The sequence below is a fragment of the Xylophilus rhododendri genome, assembly GCF_009906855.1.
In the GTDB taxonomy this organism is placed as follows: Bacteria; Pseudomonadota; Gammaproteobacteria; order Burkholderiales; family Burkholderiaceae_C; genus Xylophilus; species Xylophilus rhododendri.
This window is the reverse complement of sequence record NZ_CP047650.1, coordinates 2,195,768-2,208,786: the sequence shown is the minus strand read 5'-3', so window position 1 is coordinate 2,208,786 and position 13,019 is coordinate 2,195,768. Positions and strand designations below refer to the sequence as shown.

The 13,019-nt window shown below is 70.0% G+C and carries 9 protein-coding genes and 1 pseudogene; 3 read left to right on the top strand and 7 right to left on the bottom strand.

All coding sequences use genetic code 11. From position 1 onward, the window contains the following. The 4 genes and pseudogenes from GT347_RS10175 to ydiJ form a co-directional block, all read right to left on the bottom strand. On the bottom strand, positions 1–954 hold the full coding sequence (locus GT347_RS10175; protein ID WP_160551843.1) for an ABC transporter permease: 954 nt from the start codon (positions 952–954) through the stop codon (positions 1–3). Positions 955–983: 29 nt separating this feature from the next. Next, positions 984–2,630 carry an ABC transporter substrate-binding protein gene (locus tag GT347_RS10170; protein WP_160551842.1) on the bottom strand — a complete coding sequence of 549 codons (1,647 nt, stop codon included), beginning with the start codon at positions 2,628–2,630 and terminating at the stop codon, positions 984–986. A gap of 223 nt (positions 2,631–2,853) precedes the next feature. Further along, positions 2,854–3,423 (bottom strand): FxDxF family PEP-CTERM protein, encoded by a 570-nt coding sequence (locus tag GT347_RS10165; RefSeq protein ID WP_160551841.1) that lies wholly within the window; start codon positions 3,421–3,423, stop codon positions 2,854–2,856. Between the two features lie 276 nt (positions 3,424–3,699). After that, positions 3,700–6,761, bottom strand: a pseudogene (ydiJ, locus tag GT347_RS10160) (D-2-hydroxyglutarate dehydrogenase YdiJ). A 45-nt stretch (positions 6,762–6,806) separates the two neighbouring features. Between ydiJ and GT347_RS10155 the strand changes: the two are divergent. After that, positions 6,807–7,598, top strand: coding sequence for a FadR/GntR family transcriptional regulator (locus GT347_RS10155; RefSeq protein WP_229722820.1), 792 nt, complete (start codon positions 6,807–6,809; stop codon positions 7,596–7,598). Here GT347_RS10155 and GT347_RS10150 read toward each other — a convergent pair. Further along, positions 7,493–8,407, bottom strand: a complete 915-nt coding sequence (locus GT347_RS10150; RefSeq protein ID WP_160555294.1) for a LysR family transcriptional regulator — start codon at positions 8,405–8,407, stop codon at positions 7,493–7,495. The genes GT347_RS10155 and GT347_RS10150 overlap by 106 nt on opposite strands. A gap of 177 nt (positions 8,408–8,584) precedes the next feature. Between GT347_RS10150 and hglS the strand changes: the two genes are divergently transcribed. After that, positions 8,585–9,967: a 2-oxoadipate dioxygenase/decarboxylase HglS gene (hglS, locus tag GT347_RS10145; protein WP_160551839.1), complete on the top strand. Its 1,383-nt coding sequence runs from the start codon at positions 8,585–8,587 to the stop codon at positions 9,965–9,967. Between the two features lie 4 nt (positions 9,968–9,971). Here hglS and GT347_RS10140 read toward each other — a convergent pair whose 3' ends face one another. Together GT347_RS10140 and GT347_RS10135 are read right to left on the bottom strand one after the other, a co-directional pair. Then, positions 9,972–10,796: an ABC transporter substrate-binding protein gene (locus GT347_RS10140; RefSeq protein WP_160551838.1), complete on the bottom strand. Its 825-nt coding sequence runs from the start codon at positions 10,794–10,796 to the stop codon at positions 9,972–9,974. A gap of 49 nt (positions 10,797–10,845) precedes the next feature. Then, complete coding sequence (locus GT347_RS10135; protein ID WP_160551837.1) at positions 10,846–11,775, bottom strand: LysR family transcriptional regulator; 930 nt, start codon at positions 11,773–11,775, stop codon at positions 10,846–10,848. Positions 11,776–11,924: 149 nt separating this feature from the next. Here GT347_RS10135 and GT347_RS10130 point away from each other — a divergent pair, with 149 nt between their 5' ends. Continuing rightward, a complete protein-coding gene (locus GT347_RS10130) occupies positions 11,925–13,019 on the top strand; it encodes an Ldh family oxidoreductase (RefSeq protein WP_160551836.1) in 1,095 nt (364 codons plus the stop codon).

Sequence of the window (13,019 nt, the reverse complement as noted above, 5' to 3'; positions counted from 1 at the left end):
TCAGCTTCTTTCGATGCGGGGGTCGAAGACGGTCTGCAGCACATCCACGATCAGGTTGAGGGCCACGAAGAACAGCGCCAGCACCAGGATGGTTCCCTGCAGCAGCGGCAGGTCGCGCTGGAAGATCGCCTGGTTGAGCAGAAAGCCGGTGCCGGGCCAGGCGAACACCGTCTCGATCAGGATGGAGCCGCCGAGCAGATAACCCAGCTGCAGCCCCATGACGGCCAGGGCGGTGGGCGCGCAGTTCTTCACCACGTGCTTGAACACGCCGTATTCGCCCAGGCCGCGGGCGCGCAGGCCCACCACGAACTCCTGCGACAGGATCTCGGCCACCAGCGCCCGCACGGTGCGCGCCACGATGCCCATGGGGATGAAGGACATGGTGATCGCCGGCAGCAGCATGTATTGCAGGTGTTCGTAGTCCCAGGTCCATTCGCCAGAGCCGCCCGGCCCGGCGCCGGTGGCCGGCAGCCACTGCAGCTTGGCCGAGAACACGATCACCATCACCATGCCCAGCCAGTAGTGCGGCACGCTTACCCCGATCACCGAGATGAAGCTGGCGACGCGGTCGGCCCAGGAGTGGCGGAAGTAGCCGGCCACGAAGCCGAACAGGCAGCCGAAGAAGAAGCCGATCAGCGTGGCCATCATGGCCAGCATGAAGGTGTTGCCGACGGCCTTGAAGACCTCGCCGGTCACCGGCCGGCTGGTGGCGATGCTGGTGCCCAGGTCGCCGTGCAGCGCGCGCCAGAGCCAGTGGAAGAACTGCTCCGGCAGGCTGCGGTCGAAGCCGTAGAGCTTCATCATCTGCTGCTGCAGCTCGGTGGAGGCGTCCGCCGGCAGGATGGCCACCAGGGGATCGCCGGGCGCGATGTGCACCAGCATGAAACACAGGAAGGACACGCCCAGCATGATGGGAAGCGCATAGCCTGCGCGGCGCAAGAGGTAGGCGATCATGGGGCGGCCTTCTGGTTGTTTGCCGAAGCTCAGTCCAGCGACATCGTGGCGATGTCGATGAACCAGCTCTTCGGTTGCACGACGCCCTTGACCTTGGCCGTCATGGCACGCGGACCCACGTCATGCGCCACGAACAGGAAGGGCGCCTCGTCGATGATGCGTGCCTGCAGCTGCGCCAGCAGGGCGTCGCGCTGCTTGTCGTCGAAGGTGGTGCGGGCCTTCTCGATGATGGCGTCGGTCTCGGCGTTGCTGTAGTAGCCCCAGTTGTTGGAGACCGGCGGCTGCGCCTTGGTGCTGACGAAACGCACCATGGCGAAGAAGGGGTCCATGGTGGCCGCGCTGACGTTGGTGGCGTGCGCGCCGTGGGCGGCCGGGTCCTTGGCGCCCAGGCGCCAGCTGGAGAACAGGGTGTTCCACTCGACCACGTCGAACTGCACGTCGAAGTAGCAGTCCTTCAGGCTCTGCTGGATGAACTCGTTCATCGGCAGCGGCTGCATCTGGCCGGAGCCGGAGGCCGAGGTCTGCACCTTCACATGCACCGGCTTGGCGGCGGAATAGCCGGCCTCCTGCATCAGCTTCTGCGCCGCGGGCAGGTCGTACTTGATTTGGAAGGTGGGATTGCCGCGCCACGGATCGCCCGGCTCGGCGATGCCGGTGGCCTCGACCATCAGGCCGCCCAGCAGCTCCTTCATGGCCGTGCGGTTCAGGCACAGGTTGGCGGCCTGGCGCACCTTCTTGTCCTTGAAGGGCGAATCCGGCAGCAGCGAGAACTGCCAGGGCCAGAGATGCGGCTGCAGGTTGGAATAGAGCTTGAAGCCGCGGCCCTTGATCGCGTCCAGCGAATCGGGTGCGGGCGCCTCGATCCAGTCGACCTGGCCGGACATGAGGGCGGCCGTGCGGGCGCTGGCCTCGGGCAGGGGCAGCAGCACCACGCGGTCGATCTTGGGGCGGCGCCTGGCATCCCAGTACTCGGGGTTCTTCACCATCTCCAGGCGTTCGCGCGGCACGAACTTGGCCTGCTTGAAGGGGCCGGTGCCGGAGGCGTCGGCGGCGAAGGCGGCCCAGGCCTGCTTGCTGCGTTCGGCCTTGTCGGCGACCGAGGCCGGCACGGCGGCCAGTTTCTTCGCCCACTGGGTGGGCGAAGCCATGAAGAGGTTGGTGAGGTTGATCGGCAGGAAGGAGTCGGGCTCGGAGGTGGTCAGCTCCACCGTCAGGTCATCGATCTTGCGGGCGCTGCGCAGCGTGGGCATGCGCGAGGCGGTGACGCCGATCTGCGCCGGATCGAACTGCGGGGCTTCCTTGTCGAGCACCTTGTTGACGTTCCACACCACCGCGTCGGCGTTGAAGGGCGAGCCATCGTGGAACTTCACGCCCGGGCGCAGCTTGAAGATCCATTTCGTCTTGTCGGCGTCGTTGACCGACCAGGACAGCGCCAGGTCGGGAATCACCACGCTGGCCTTGCTGGCCGAGCTGAGGTCCCACTGCGTCAGGCCGTCGTACATCGGGATGCCGGTGAAGCGGTTGCCCTCGTAGCCCTGGTCGGGCTGGCCGGAGGTGCGGGGGATGTCGCCCGCGGTCATGGCGATGCGCAGCACTTTTTCCTGTGCCTGGGCGGCGGACATGCCGGCGCCGAGCAGGCAGGCCAGAAGGATGGCAGACGGTTTGACGATCTTCATGGACTTTCCTGGAGGGGGATGGAAACACGAGCCGTGGCCGGCTCTCCCCTGGTCCAGCAAGCGCTGTGCCATCCCCTTGCGCGCCATGAAGCCATCGGCCGCCCGAAACGAAAAAAGGACCGCACGGGGCGGTCCTTTTTCAAACAGGCGTCGAGGAAAGGAGAAAAGCTGTCTCCACCATCCCCATCCTCCTGCCGGCACGGGCCGGCAGGCCGAACTCGACTCAGGCCTGGGTGTTGGTCTTGCGGCGGCGGGCGACGAAGCCCATCACGCCCAGGCCGGCCAGCAGCATGGCGTAGGTTTCGGGTTCCGGCACGGCAGCCAGGACGAACTGGGTGTTGAAGCTGACCGGGGCGGCCAGCGATGCGCCGACGGACTTGCCGTAGGTCACCAGGGTGTAGGTGGTGCCGGCGCTCAGGGTGGTCGAAGCGTCCAGCGAAGGATGCTGGATGGGGCTGTTGGTGGCGGTGTAGGAAGCGGTGGTGGCGGCGGTCAGGCCAGCCAGCTGGGCCGTGCTGGTGTAGAGGCCTTGGTACAGGGACAGCGAGCTCAGCAGCACGCCGACGCCCGAGTTCTTCAGGTACAGGCTGGTGTCGCTCAGGGCGCTGCCGCTGTTGGGCACCACGGTGAAGTTGTAGAAGGTGGTGAACAGGCCGTTCGTGGTGAACGTCGTGTCGAAGCTGGTGCTGCCCAGGCCGATGAGTTCCACTGCGGCGTTGGCCGACAGGGACGTCGCGCCCAGGGAGAGTGCCACGGCGGAAGCGATGGCGATTTTCTTGAAGACGGTGGTCATGGGGAGCTTTCGAGGAGTGGAGAGGATTGGTGGAAACACTGTGAACCGAATGTCACATATGAGTGAACCAGCCTCAATAGACCGAATGGACCAATCGGCACTAGTCGATAGCTTTTCCTGTAGTCCGAGTGGTCCTGCTCTCACCTGTCTTCAGCGCCTTTTCCTACGAGAACCTGCTAAAGAGCGTGAACTTTTATGCTTGCCTGGAGGTGTGAGTGAGCGCTTTCATGCTTCCGTGCGGTATTTGCAATTTGTAAAGTTGGCGTCGTTTCCCATTCAATCTGTAGCAGAGACGCTTTCCAGCAAAACCTCGATCGGATGGCGCAGCCGGCCCCGGCCCAGCCGTTCGACCTGGCTGCGGCAGGAATAACCGGTGGCCAGCACCTCCGGCCCGCCCTCGGCCTTGTCGAGCAGCGGCCCCCAGGACAGATCGAAGATCTGCCGTGAGGTCTGCCGGTTACGGCTCTCGTGCCCATAGGTGCCGGACATGCCGCAGCAGCCGCTGGCCTGCGGCGCCAGGGCCAGTCCGAAGCGCGAGAAAGCCTTCTGCCACTGCCCGACGCTGGCCGGCACCGTGGTTTTTTCGGTGCAGTGCGCCATCAGCCGGAAGGCGGGGGCGTTCGCGGCGCCGGCACGCGCCGGGGCGGCATCGGCCAGCCACTCCTGCGGCAGCAGCACCGGCGGGCATTCGGGCGCGCTGGCCAGCTTGGTGTATTCCTGCCGGTAGACCAGGGTCATCGCCGGATCCAGCCCTACCAGCGGGATGCCGAAGCGGCCCAGCGCGGCCAGCTGCGCCGCATTGCGCCCGGCCGCCCGGTCGAAGGCCTGCAGAAAGCCCTGCACCTGCAGCGGCTTGCCGTTGGGCCGGAAGGGCGCCAGGAAGACGGTGCAGCCCAGGCGGGCGGCCAGTTCGACGAAGGCGGCGGCCAGGGGGTCTCGAAATAGCGGGTGAAGGCGTCCTGCACCAGGATCACGCTGCGCGCGGCCTGTTCCGGGCTGAGCGCGGCCAGGGCCTCGGCCGTGGCCGGCTGCACCTTCCAGCGCCGCAGGGTGGCGGCGAAGTCGAAGCGGCTGAGCAGCGGGCTGTCGACCATGCCGGCGTGCTTTTCCAGCCAGCGCGCCACCGGCGCCGAACCGATCAGCCGGTTGTACAGACCGGGCGCACGCGCCAGCCAGGGCACGGTGGATTCCAGCGAGCCGATCAGGTAGTCCTTCAGCGGGCGGCCGTAGCGCTGGTGGTAGAGCTGCAGGAAACGCGAGCGGATGTCCGGCACGCTGACCTTGACCGGGCACTGGCCCGCGCAGGACTTGCAGGACAGGCAGCCGGCCATGGCGTCGTAGACCTGGTGCGAGAAATCCGGCGTGCCGGCGCGGCGGGCGCGGCCGTTGCGCCAGCGCGCGGGCAGCACAGCCCAGAAGGAGGGCGGTCGTTGCTGCGCCGCCAGCACATCGACGCCGGCCTCGCCCTGCAGCCGCAGCCATTCGCGCATCAGCGAGGCGCGGCCCTTGGGCGAGTGGATGCGCTGGCGGGTGGCCTTCCACGAGGGGCACATCGCGTCGTCGGGATCGAAGTTGTAGCAGGCGCCATTGCCGTTGCAGTGCATGGCGGCGCCGAAGCTTTTCCAGACGGCGGGGTCTATCTGCCGGTCGGCCTCGCCGCGCAGCGGCACCTCGTCGATGCGCAGCAGCGCCGCGTCCCCGGCCGCGGGCGTGGCGATCTTGCCGGGGTTGAGCTGGTTGTGCGGATCGAAAGCCGCCTTCAGCGCCTGCAGCGCCGGATACAGCTCGCCGAAGAAGGCCGGCGTGTATTCGGAACGCACGCCCTTGCCGTGTTCGCCCCAGAGCAGGCCGCCGTACTGGCGGGTGAGCCGGGCCACGCCGTCGGAGATGGGGCGGATCAGCGCGGCCTGGGCCGGGTCCTTCATGTCCAGCGCCGGGCGCACATGCAGCACGCCGGCGTCCACATGGCCGAACATGCCGTAGGCCAGGCCGTGGCTGTCGAGCAGGGCGCGGAAATCGGCGATGTAGTCGGCCAGCTTCTCCGGCGGCACGGCGGTGTCTTCCACGAAGGGCTGGGGCCGCACTTCGCCGTCCACATTGCCGAGCAGGCCGACCGAGCGCTTGCGCATCGCATACACCCGCTCCACCGCCGCATGGCCGGTGGCCAGCGTATGGCCCAGGCGCTCCACGCTGCGGTCCTGCTGCAGGTGGGCGGTGAAGGCGGCGACGCGGGCCTGCAGCTCGGCCGCGTCGTCGCCGCTGAATTCCACCAGGTTGATGCCCAGCGTGGGCCGGGCCGCATCGCCGGGGAAATACTCGGCCACGCCGTTCCAGACGATGTCGTTCATCGCCAGCAGCAGCACCTTGGAATCCACCGTCTCGATCGACAGCGGATGGTGGGCCATCAGCGCCTGCGCGTCGCGCAGCGCATCCATGAAGCCGGCGTAGCGGATGTTGACCAGCACCGTGTGTTTCGGGATCGGCAGCACGTTGAGCGTGGCCTCCACCAGGAAACCCAGCGAACCCTCCGAGCCGCAGAGCACGCTGTTGAGGTTGAAGCGGCCATCGGCCTCGCGCAGATGCGCCAGGTCGTAACCGGTGAGGCAGCGGTTGAGTTTGGGGAAGACCGCCTCGATCAGCGCCTGCTGCTCGCGCTGGATGGCCTCTGCGGCGCGGTAGGCGTCGCCCACCCGGCCGGGTTCGGCGCAGCGGCGAGCCAGCTCGGCCTCGTCCACCGGCTGGCTGCGCAGCCGCTCGCCGCCCAGCAGCACGCAGTCCAGCGCCAGCACATGGTCGCGTGTCTTGCCGTAGGTGCAGCTGCCCTGGCCGCTGGCATCGGTGCTGACCATGCCGCCGATGGTGGCGCGGTTGGAGGTGGACAGCTCCGGCGCGAAAAAGAGGCCGTGCGGCTTCAGCGCCGCATTGAGCTGGTCCTTCACCACCCCGGCCTGCACCCGCACGCGGCGGGCGGCGGGGTCGATCTCCAGGATGCGGTTCATGTGGCGCGAGATGTCCACCACCAGCCCGTCGGTCAGCGACTGCCCGTTGGTGCCGGTGCCGCCGCCGCGCGGCGCCAGCACGACGCGGCGCCACTGCGGCTGGGCGATCAGCCGGGCCAGGCATTCCACGTCCTCCGCATCGCGCGGATAGACGGCCGCCTGCGGCTGGCGCTGGTAGATGGAGTTGTCGGTGGCCAGCACCAGGCGCTCGGCATGGCTGGCGCCTATGTCGCCCTGGAAACCCGCCTGCTGCAGGGCGGCCAGGAAGTCGCGGTACAGCGCAGCCAGGGGCGCGGGCGGGGCGATGCGGGCGATGGACGCCGGAGCCGTATTCGTCATACGTAAGATCATAGTATGACTTGGGCTGCGGTATCTTCCAGCCCCATGACTCTTGCCATGCCCTCGCTGCCCGAGCGCCTCGTGGACGCCATCGCCGCCGACATCGCCGCCGGCCGCTACCCCGTGGGCGCCAAGCTGCCGGCCGAGCCCGCGCTGTGCGAGCACTACGGCGTGAGCCGCACGGTGCTGCGCGAGGCCATGGCGCGCATGAAGTCCGATGGCCTGATCGACACCCAACAGGGCCGCGGCAGCTTCGTGCTGGCGCCTTCGGTGCGCACGCCCTTCCGTTTCGAGGCGCCGAGCGCGCAATCGACCCAGTCCATCCTGGAACTGGCCGAGCTGCGCCTGGGCGTGGAGGGCATGGCTGCCGCCCTGGCCGCCACGCGCCGCACGCCCGAACAGCTGGCCCGCCTCAAACACTGCCTGGACGACATGGCACGGGCCCTGGCCGAGGGCAGCAGCGGCAGCGAGGCCGACCTGGAATTCCACCGCACCATCGCCGACGCCACCGGCAACGGCCATTACCGGCTCTTCATGGACTACCTGCGGCGCTTCTACGCGGTGGCGATCGACGTGGCGCGCAGCCGCAGCGCCGAGGCCGACGGGCTGTCGCAGCAGGCGCAGGCCGAGCACCGGGCGGTCTACCAGGCGATCGTCGATGGCGACGCGGCGGCGGCCGAGCAGGCGATCCAGCGGCATATCCGCGCCGCCGCCGCGCGCCTGGCCGCCGCTCAGGCAACGGCGCCGGCCGCGCCGGCCGCCGCCTCCTCCAGCAGCCAGCGCCGGAAGGCCAGCACCAGCTTGTCCCGCGCGCGCGATTCGGGCATCACGAAGTAATAGGCCTTGCTGGACGCCAGGGCCCGGTCGAACAGCACCACCAGCCGGCCGCTGTCGAGCAGCTCCGACACCAGCAGCCGCGGCACCAGCGCCACGCCCAGCCCGCTGGCCGCCGCCTGGGCCATCATCGAGAACTGCTCGAAGCGCGGCCCGCGCATCGCCTGCTGCGCCGCCACCTCGCCCAGGGCGAACCATTCGCTCCACTGCTCGGGCCGGGTGGACTGGTGCAGCAGGCGCACGCCGTCTAGGTCGGATTCCCGCCGCAGGCCGTGGCGGTCGCGCAAGGCGGGGCTGCACACCGGCACCACGTCCTCGCGCAGCAGGAAATCGCAGGAGGCGCCGGGCCAGAAGTCCTCGCCGAAATGGATGGCCGCGTCGAAGGGCTCGCGCTCGAAGTCGAAGGGCTCGGAGCGGGTGGAGAAGTTCACCGTGACCTCGGGATGCGCATCGGCGAAGCGCGGCATGCGCGGTATCAGCCATTCGGTGCCGAAGGTCGGCAGCACCGCCAGGTTCAGCACCTCGCCGCCGCCGCCCAGGGTCATCACCCGCTGGGTGGCCGCGGACAGCGCCTCGAAATGCTGGCGCAGTTCCGCCGCGTAGACCCGGCCGGCGTCGGTCAGCACCACCCGCTGGCGCACCCGGTGGAAGAGGGCGCAGCCCAGCCGGGTCTCCAGCTGGCCGACCTGGCGCGAGATGGCGCTCTGGGTCAGGTGCAGCTCCTGGGCGGCGCGCGAGACGCTGCCGTGGCGCGCGGCGCTCTCGAAAGCCATCAGCAGGGCGGTGGGCGGCAGCAGTTCCCGTTTGAACATCATGTCGTGCCGGCAACATCCGGCGTGGTCGCGATGAAGCAGAGCATCGCACGCCGCCGGCACCTTGCGCTCAAGTTGTTGCGATATGGGAATGAAGTCCTTCCGATTCCTTGCTAGCGCGGCGGCCGGCGCGCTGCGATAGTCGCGGCACTTTCGAAAACCGCCCACGCACGCCCCATGAGCCCCACCGCCTTCCTCCATCCCGACGACATCCGCACCGCCTTCTCCCGCGCCCTGTCGGACATGTACAAGGCCGAGGTGCCGCAGTACGGCACGCTGCTGGAGCTGGTCGCCGACATCAACATCGCCGTCATCCGCCGCGACGGCCCGCTCTCCACCGGCCCGCAGGCCGAGGAAGAACAGCAGCGCCTGGGCGTGGAGCGCCACGGCGCGATCCGCCTGGGCACCGCCGCCGAGCTGGCCACCATGCGCCGACTGTTCGCCGTGATGGGCATGGAGGCGGTCGGCTACTACGACCTGTCGGTGGCCGGCGTGCCGGTGCATTCCACCGCCTTCCGCTGCACCGACGAGGCCGCGCTGCTGCGCAATCCCTTCCGTGTCTTCACCTCCCTGCTGCGCCTGGAGCTGATCGAGGACGCCGCGCTGCGCGAGCGCGCCGCCGCCATCCTGGGCCAGCGCGACATCTACACCGCGCGCTGCCGCGAGCTGATCGCCCTCGCCGAAAGCCAGGGCGGCCTGGATGCGGCGCAGGCCCGGGAGTTCGTCGCCCAGGCCCTGGAAACCTTCCGCTGGCACCGCGAAGCCACGGTGGACGCCCAGAGCTACCAGCAGCTGCGCGCCATGCATCCGCTGATCGCCGACGTGGTCTGCTTCAAGGGCCCGCACATCAATCACCTGACGCCGCGGGTGCTCGACATCGATGCCGCCCAGGCGGCGATGGCCTCGCGCGGCATGCGCGCCAAGGACAGCATCGAAGGCCCGCCGCAGCGCGCCTGCCCGGTGCTGCTGCGCCAGACCAGCTTCCTGGCGCTGCAGGAGCCGATCCGTTTCGTGGGCAGCGCGGACGACGGCACCCACACCGCGCGTTTCGGCGAGATCGAGCAGCGCGGCTGCGCCCTGACCCCCGCCGGCCGCGAGCGCTACGACGCATTGCTGCAGCAGGCCCAGGCCGCCGGCAAGGCCGGCCAGCCGCGTGGCGAGGCCTTGGTGCAGGCCTTCACCGCCTTCCCGGACGATCTGCGTGCCCTGTTCGACCAGGGCTTGGCCTATGTGCGTTTCCAGGCGCCCGCGCAGCGCCTGCATGCGGGCGAGGCCGCGCCGGCCGGCCTGGCGCCCGCCGAGCTGGTCGCACAGGGCTGGCTGGACATCGAGCCGCTGATCTACGAAGACTTCCTGCCGGTGAGCGCCGCCGGCATCTTCCGCTCCAACCTGGGTTCGGAAGGCCAGAGCAGCTACGAGGGCGGCGGCAACCGCGCGGCCTTCGAACGCGACCTGGGCGCGCCGGTGGCCGACGAGTTCTCGCTGTACGAGGCGGCGCAGGCGCAGTCGCTGCGGCTGGCGCTGGCGCGGCTGTCGGCTGGCGCGACAGCGGCGGCCTGAAGGCTCAGGCGGCCGGCGCCACCGCCGCGCCCTCGATACCGTGGCGCTGCAGCGAGCGCGCCACGAAGCCGCTGGCCTTCATCTCCTCGACGAAACGCCGCAGGCTCTGCTGCGCCAGCGGAGGGCGGCCGGCGGGCACGCCCATGGCCTGCTCGATCACCATGAAACGCCCCGGCAGCAGGCGCACGCCCGGCGTGCGTTTGGCATCTGCTTCGAGCTGCTGGCGCACGCCGGCCGCCACGTCGAGCTTCTGCGCCATGAATTCGTCCACCACCTTGGGCGAGGTGGGGATGCGCACCAGCGTGGCCTGCTTGATCTCGCGGCTGAGGTAGAGGTCGTAGGCGCTGCCCTTGCCGACGGCGACGGTGCGGCCGGGGCGGTCCACCTCGGCGTTGGCCTGCAGCGGCGAATCGGCCCGCACCATGTAGGCGCCCTCGATCACCACATAGGCCGCCGTGAAGGCCACGCCCTCGCCGCGCAGCGGATCGATGGCGAAGAAGCCGATGTCGGCATTGGCGCCGCGCACCACCTCCACCGAACGGCCGGCGGAATCCACCGCCATCAGATCCACCGGCACGCCGAGCCGGCGGCCGAGTTCGCGCGCCAGGTCGATCGACACACCCGCCAGTTCGCCGCTCGCCTCGCGTCGGGCCAGCACCGGATTGCCCAGATTGATCGAGGCGCGCAGCCGGCCGGTGGGCGCCAGCGCGGCGATCGCCTCGGGGCTGGCCTGCCAGCCGGCCGCCGGGCTGGCGCAGCCGGCGAACCAGGGGAGCAAGAGGGTGGCCGCGGCGATCCGGCGGCGGTGCAGGGACGGGGTCTGGCGCATGGTGAGGGCCTGGCGTGAAGAGGCGTGCACTGTGCCAGAGAGCCGCTCTTCATGCAGCGGGCGGCTCCGGCGCGCGCACCCGCCCGAAGCTGAACACACCCTCGGCCGCCAGCCGCTGCGCCTCGGCCTGCACCAGCTCGCCGACCACACCCAGCGCGGCGCGCGGCCGGGCCTCGGCCTTGCGCGCCAGCACCAGCATGCGGTGCAGCTGCGCGCCCGAGATCTCCGACAGGCGCACCGTGGCGGGCGGCGCATCCTTGAAAACCGACACCGGCATCACCGTGCAGCGCCGCCCCTGCAGCACCAGCTCGCGGATCGCATCCACCGAGTCGATCTCGGCCTCCACCGACAGCTGCGCGCCCAGCGGCGCCAGGCCGCGCTCCACGATGCTGCGGTGCAGGCGGGTCATCAGCAGCGGCACCCGCGCCAGCTGGGCCAGCGGCACCACCGCCGGCAGCCCGCGCGCGGCAGGCGTGACCAGGGCGAAGGGCTCCACCAGCAGCGGCTGCAGCGCCAGGCCGCGTTGGGGCTCGGGATTGGTGAGGATGGCCATGTCCAGCCCGCCGCGCTCCAGCCCGTCGAGCAGCTGCGGCGTGAAGGCCTCGCGCACCACCAGGCGCACGCCGGCCAGCTGCTGGTGGCAACGCTCGAACACGCCCGGCAGCAGCACGCGGGTGAGGGTGGGCGACAGGCCCAGCGTGACGGTGCTGTCCGCATCCTCCGCCGCGCCGCCGAGCTGGCGCCGCACCCGCTCGGCCTCGGCCAGCATGCGGCGCGCCGATTCGTAAAGCGTGGCGCCGGCCGGTGTCAGGCGCACGCCGCGTGCGCCGCGCTGGAAGAGCTGCACGCCCAGGTCGGCCTCCAGGTCGCGCAGCTGGCGGGTCAGCGCCGGCTGGGCGATGGCGACCGCCGCGGCGGCCGCGGTGAAGCTGCCGGCATCGGCGATGGCGACGAAATAACGCAGGGTGCGCAGGTTCACGGCTGGGGCGGGAAGTGGCGGGCCATAGCGGCATGATATGAGCCGCGACGGATTCGGCATTGGACCGCTCCCGCGCCGCTTCCTAGACTGCGCCACCACAAGCACCAGACAGGGAGGCCGGCGCGGCGACTGCGCGCGACGGTCCAGCCATGAGCACATCCGCCAGTTCCGAGATCCGGGTGCAGGGTGAGAACCTGCGCCGCTTCATCGCCGCCGCCCTGGGCCGCGTCGGCCTGCCCGATGCCGATGCCGCCACCGTCGCCCGCCTGATGGCCGAGGCCGACCTGCAGGGCTCCGACGGCCACGGCGTGATCCGCCTGCCGCAGTACATCCAGCGCATCGAATGCGGCGGCATCAAACAGCGGCCCGGGATCCGCGTGGTTCAGGAGCGCGCCGCCATGGCCGTGGTCGACGGTGACAACGGCATGGGCCACCTGGTGGTCTCCCGCGCGGTGGACATCGCCATCGACAAGGCGCGCCAGGCCGGTGTCGCCTGGGTCGGCACCCGCAACAGCAACCATGCCGGACCGGCATCGCTCTACGCCCGCATGCCGCTGCAGCACGACATGGTGGGCCTGTACTTCGCCGTCGGCAACGCCAACCACCTGCCGCCCTGGGGCGGCATGGACATGCTGCTGTCCACCAACCCCATCGCCGCCGCCTTCCCCACCGCCGAGGAGCCGCCGGTGGTGCTGGACATGGCCACCACCGTGGCCGCCTACGGCAAGGTCAAGGCCAAGGCCAAGCGCGGCGAGCCCATGCCCGAGGGCTGGATGATCGACCGCCAGGGCCAGCCCCTGACCGACCCGAACCGGGCCAGCGAAGGCTTCCTCATGCCCATCGGCGGCCACAAGGGCTACGGCCTGGCGCTGATGGTGGGCCTGCTGGCCGGCACCCTGCAGGGCGCGGCCATGGGGCGCGACGTGGTCGATTTCAACACCGACCACCGCACGCCCACCAACACCGGCCAGGCCATCCTGGTGATCGATCTGGCGGCCTTCGGCGGCGCGGCCCCCTTCAAGGCCGCCGTCGATGCGCTGGTGCGCGACATCCGCGGCAGCGAACGACTGCCCGGCGTGGAACGCATCTGGCTGCCCGGCGAGCAGAGCCACGGCAAACGCCGGGCCTACGCCGAATCCGGCGTGCCGCTGCCCTTGGCCCTGGTGGAAGACCTGGACCGCCTGGCCGCGCGCCTGGCGATCCGGCCGCTGGCGCGCAGCGAGCCGGTGGCCGCGCCGGCCTGA

Excerpts from the sequence above, each read along its gene's own strand:
- GT347_RS10175 (WP_160551843.1), bottom strand. The coding sequence starts at position 954 with ATGATCGCCTACCTCTTGCGCCGCGCAGGCTATGCGCTTCCCATCATG.
- GT347_RS10170 (WP_160551842.1), bottom strand. The coding sequence starts at position 2,630 with ATGAAGATCGTCAAACCGTCTGCCATCCTTCTGGCCTGCCTGCTCGGC.
- GT347_RS10165 (WP_160551841.1), bottom strand. The coding sequence starts at position 3,423 with ATGACCACCGTCTTCAAGAAAATCGCCATCGCTTCCGCCGTGGCACTC.
- GT347_RS10155 (WP_229722820.1), top strand. The coding sequence starts at position 6,807 with ATGACTCTTGCCATGCCCTCGCTGCCCGAGCGCCTCGTGGACGCCATC.
- GT347_RS10150 (WP_160555294.1), bottom strand. The coding sequence starts at position 8,407 with ATGTTCAAACGGGAACTGCTGCCGCCCACCGCCCTGCTGATGGCTTTC.
- hglS (WP_160551839.1), top strand. The coding sequence starts at position 8,585 with ATGAGCCCCACCGCCTTCCTCCATCCCGACGACATCCGCACCGCCTTC.
- GT347_RS10140 (WP_160551838.1), bottom strand. The coding sequence starts at position 10,796 with ATGCGCCAGACCCCGTCCCTGCACCGCCGCCGGATCGCCGCGGCCACC.
- GT347_RS10130 (WP_160551836.1), top strand. The coding sequence starts at position 11,925 with ATGAGCACATCCGCCAGTTCCGAGATCCGGGTGCAGGGTGAGAACCTG.